Source organism: Pseudomonas sp. P5_A2_2, assembly GCF_054177685.1.
In genome coordinates this window covers 1-4,144 of record NZ_JBGCUL010000781.1, presented here as the reverse complement: position 1 = coordinate 4,144, position 4,144 = coordinate 1, and the positions used below count along the sequence as shown (strand labels likewise).

Sequence of the window (4,144 nt, the reverse complement as noted above, 5' to 3'; positions counted from 1 at the left end):
TGATGCCCTTGGCCTGGAAACCGGACCCGGTGAGGGACAAGCCGCCCATCTTCGCCTGCACCCCATAACCGACTCCCTTCGAGGTGACGGTCTCGACCGTGGAATCGGTGTTGTCCGAGGTCTGGTAGCTGCCGTTGACCCAGCTGTAGATCTTTGCCCCGGCCAGGTCGAACTGGTAGGTGACCTCGCTCTCGGTACGCGGGTTTTCCTGATAGGCCTTGCCCGTCGGGCTGCTGTCGTTGGTGTCCACCGGGTCCATGATGCCGACCGCCACACGCAGACCGTCCATCACCGGGGTGCGATAGGTGATCTGCGAGGTCGGGAACGGATACGGGTAACCGGTGCCGATGTTGCCGAACGACACCCCGCCGCCATCCACCAGCCCCAACGTATCGCTGACCTGACCGTAACCGGCGAGCATTTCGTCGAGCAGGATGTTGGAACGGGCGAACAGCCCGAAGTCTTTGCCAATCAGCACTTCGCCCCACTCCGGGTTGGCCACGGTGCCGAAGAACTGCCGCACATCGATGGCGGTGTCGGTGCCGTTGGTCTGGCTGTCGTTGATGGTGACCCAGAACGAGGCACGGGCGCCGAGTTTGAGATCGTCTACCTGCTTGCCCATGTTRAACCCCAGATAGTTGGGCAAAAAGCCCATCTTCACCCGTGACTGTCGACGGTCGAACTGCTCGCCGGCGCGGTCGACATCGCTGTTCACGTAGAAGGCGTTGATGTAGCCGTYGGTGGAGAACGTGGTCTGGTCCTTGTCGTACAGCATGATATCCGCCTCCGCCACCTGGCTCAGGCCAAGGGCAGACAGGCTGGCGATGAAGGCAGGCAGAAAACGATGCGTGACGTTCTTATTGTTGTGCATGGCGCGCTCCGAAACGGGGACTGAGTGTCGGAGGCGATTATCGAAACCTGACCGGCGGCGCCATACGCTGCCTTGGGGCTGGTTTTCAGGTGCTTTGGATGAGCCGGCGGTGCGTGACCACTATGGCGTAAGACCGCTGGTCGGCGAGGCTCGCCACTTAGGGTGTAGGCCTGTGGACCCGAGTGGCGTCCACAGGCACCGGTACCGGTCAGGCGTTGGCCCTGAACAGCATGTAGGCGGCGACCACGACGCAGCTGCTGGCAAACCCGACCTGCAACGCCCGCGCCGGCACCCGGGCGCAGAGCTTGCGGCCGATGATCATGCCGACGATGCTTGAGACGATGAAGGCAATGCCCGAACCGTCGATGCGCACCCCGGCCTGGAAGGCGCCGATCACGCCGATGGCGGAAATCAGGCTGATCACCATCAGCGAGGTGGCGATGATCCCGCGCATCTGCACATCGGTCAGTTGCTTGAACGCCGGGACGATCAGAAAACCGCCGCCCACCCCCAGCAATCCCGAGACCACGCCGGTTACTGCCCCGAGCGCGGCGAGGGTCGCAGTGCATTTGGCGGTCCAGGAAAAGCGTCCGGTCTGTTGATCGAGCATGCAGTTCTTCTGGCCCCAGTTGGCGTGACCGTGATCGCTGGGGCCCTCGTCCTTGCGCTCACGACGCAACATCCGCCCGGCCACCACGACCATCAGCAGGCTGAACAGGATCATCAGGATTTTTTCCGGCAACCGGTGGGCGAAGTAGATGCCCAGGGGCGAAAACACCGCGCCCAGCGCCGCGATCAGCAGCGCTGCGCGATACCGCACCAGGCCATGGCGCAAGCCGTCGATGGCGCCGACCGCTGCCGCACTGCCCACCGCGAACAACGCCACCGGAGCGGCCTGGGTCATGCTCCAGCCCAACCCCAACACCAGGGCCGGGACCGCAAGGATACCGCCACCAGCGCCGGTCAAGCCGAGCACCAACCCCATCACTACGCCAAACAGACTTGCCAGCAACATAGGGAGTTCTCAGTAGTGCCGGGAGTCGGGTTCGATCACGGTGATGTTCAGATGCGGGCTACGCTTGAGCAGGCTGGCGACAAGGCCCATATCCGCCGTGCCACCGCTCCTACAGGTTCTGTGTGTTTGCTGGCATTTAAGGTTGTACCCAGCTTTTAAGCACTGCCCCGCAATACAGCCCGGAGAGGGTTTTCATCACCTGGATCACTTCGTGACTGGCGAGACCGTAAAAAATGTACTTGCCTTCACGACGGGTCGCGACCAGTCCTTCATCGCGCAGGATGCCCAATTGCTGGGACAGGGTCGGTTGACGCACGCCGGTCATTTTTTCCAGATCGCCTACGTTGCGCTCACCCTGGGTCAACTGGCACAGGATCAACAGGCGATCTTCATTGGCCAGGGCCTTGAGCAGCGCACACGCCTTGGAGGCCGAGGCGCGCAGTTGAGCGACTTCGCATTCGGTCAGACTGGATTGCATTTGCAGGATGCCTTCAACGTCACTTAAGCTGTGAACATTATGTTTTTACATAAAGTGTTGCAACCCATGACTGACTTTTCTACCCCCGTACAGGTCCGTGTCCATGCCCGCGCTGATTGAAGCTTTCCTCGACCCCGCCTCCTCGACCTACAGCTACGTGGTCTACGAGGCGGATGGCGGGCAGTGTGCGATTGTCGACCCCGTGCTCGACTACGACGGTGCCTCCGGGCGTACGGCGACCACCCAGGCCGACAAAATCATCGCCTTCGTTCGCGCCCGTCACTTGCAAGTGCAATGGCTGCTGGAAACCCACGCCCATGCCGATCACCTGTCTGCGGCGCCGTATCTGCGCGGGGTGCTTGGCGGCAAAATCGCCATTGGCGAGTCGATCAGCAAGGTTCAGAACGTGTTCAAGGCGCTGTTCAATCTGGAGCCGGCCTTTTGCGTCGACGGCTCCCAGTTCGACCACCTGTTCGCCCCCGACGAATCGTTCATGATCGGCAACCTCAGGGCGACCGCCCTCCACGTGCCAGGCCATACCCCGGCGGACATGGCCTACCTGATCGGCAACGATGTGATCCTGGTCGGCGACACGCTGTTCATGCCGGACGTGGGCACCGCGCGCTGTGACTTTCCCGGCGGCAATGCCAACCAGATGTACGCCTCGATCCAGAAACTGCTGGCCTTCCCCGCCAGCGTGCGCCTGTACGTCTGCCACGACTACCCGCCCGAGGGCCGTTCCTCCGAATACATGACGACTGTGGGTGAACAGCGCAAAAGCAACATCCACGTGCGCGACGGCATCGACGAAGCCGCCTTCGTCGACATGCGCACCCGGCGTGATGCCGGGTTGGGCATGCCGACGCTGTTGCTGCCAGCGATCCAGGTCAATGTGCGGGCGGGGAATTTGCCGCCGGCCGAAGACAATGGCGTCAGGTATCTGRAAGTCCCCCTGAATCAACTCTGACCTGTAGGAGCGAGCTTGCTCCGGGCGGCGATCCGACGAAAAACGCCAACGATAACGCGCAAAACCTGACGCCCCGGCGCCCTCAGGTTTTTCGCGAGCAAGCTCGCTCCTACGGCAACGTCAGCCCATTCGCCGGCAACGGCAGCGCGGTCTTGTACCGCACCTGCTTGAGCGCAAAGCTCGAACGGATATTCGCCACCCCCGGCACCTTGGTCAGAAAGTCCATCATGAAGCGCTCCAGCGACTGGATGGTCGGCACCAGCACCCGGATCAGATAGTCCGGGTCGCCGGCCATCAGGTAGCACTCCATCACTTCGGGGCGATCGGAAATCGCCTCCTCGAAATGCTGCAACGCCTCCTCCACCTGCTTCTCCAGGCTGACGTGAATGAACACGTTCACATGCAGCCCCAGCAAGTCGGCATCGAGCAGCGTCACTTGCTCGCGAATCACCCCCAGTTCTTCCATGGCCTTGACCCGGTTGAAACACGGCGTCGGCGACAGGTTCACCGAACGCGCCAGGTCGGCGTTGGTGATGCGCGCGTTCTCCTGAAGGCTGTTGAGAATGCCGATATCGGTACGGTCCAGTTTGCGCATGAGACAAAACCACCTGTTTTTTATGTTTATGCAGGTTTTTTATCTGCAAATGATCTTCAGCGCAACGAAACAGAGAGAAATATTCTTCTTGGGCGGGCCTATGATTGTTGTAGGACAAGATTTCTTCTACCGAATGAAATCTGTCAGCTCACTACAAGAAATTCACAAGATCGAGCGTAGAAGCCATGACCCAAGCGTACGAACCGCTGCACCTGCAC

6 protein-coding genes are annotated in these 4,144 nt (G+C 60.9%); 2 read left to right on the top strand and 4 right to left on the bottom strand.

Annotated elements, in window-relative coordinates; all coding sequences use genetic code 11:
• The 3 genes from ACXRVY_RS25590 to ACXRVY_RS25580 form a co-directional block, all read right to left on the bottom strand.
• A partial coding sequence (locus ACXRVY_RS25590; protein ID WP_458238586.1) for a porin occupies positions 1 to 871 on the bottom strand: 871 nt, incomplete at its 3' end.
• Between the two features lie 208 nt (positions 872 to 1,079).
• A complete protein-coding gene (locus tag ACXRVY_RS25585) occupies positions 1,080 to 1,886 on the bottom strand; it encodes a sulfite exporter TauE/SafE family protein (protein WP_458238585.1) in 807 nt (268 codons plus the stop codon).
• Positions 1,887 to 2,022: 136 nt separating this feature from the next.
• Positions 2,023 to 2,364: an ArsR/SmtB family transcription factor gene (locus ACXRVY_RS25580; RefSeq protein ID WP_218428678.1), complete on the bottom strand. Its 342-nt coding sequence runs from the start codon at positions 2,362 to 2,364 to the stop codon at positions 2,023 to 2,025.
• 103 nt (positions 2,365 to 2,467) lie between these two features.
• Between ACXRVY_RS25580 and ACXRVY_RS25575 the strand changes: the two genes are divergently transcribed.
• Positions 2,468 to 3,331, top strand: coding sequence for an MBL fold metallo-hydrolase (locus tag ACXRVY_RS25575; protein WP_458238584.1), 864 nt, complete (start codon positions 2,468 to 2,470; stop codon positions 3,329 to 3,331).
• A 109-nt stretch (positions 3,332 to 3,440) separates the two neighbouring features.
• On the opposite strand, the gene bkdR is transcribed toward ACXRVY_RS25575, so the two are convergent.
• Positions 3,441 to 3,926 carry a Bkd operon transcriptional regulator BkdR gene (bkdR, locus tag ACXRVY_RS25570; RefSeq protein ID WP_095944115.1) on the bottom strand — a complete coding sequence of 162 codons (486 nt, stop codon included), beginning with the start codon at positions 3,924 to 3,926 and terminating at the stop codon, positions 3,441 to 3,443.
• On the opposite strand from bkdR, the gene ACXRVY_RS25565 reads away from it, so the two are divergent.
• A partial coding sequence (locus ACXRVY_RS25565; RefSeq protein ID WP_458238583.1) for a hypothetical protein occupies positions 3,925 to 4,144 on the top strand: 220 nt, incomplete at its 3' end. The two genes, bkdR and ACXRVY_RS25565, sit on opposite strands and share 2 nt — an antisense overlap.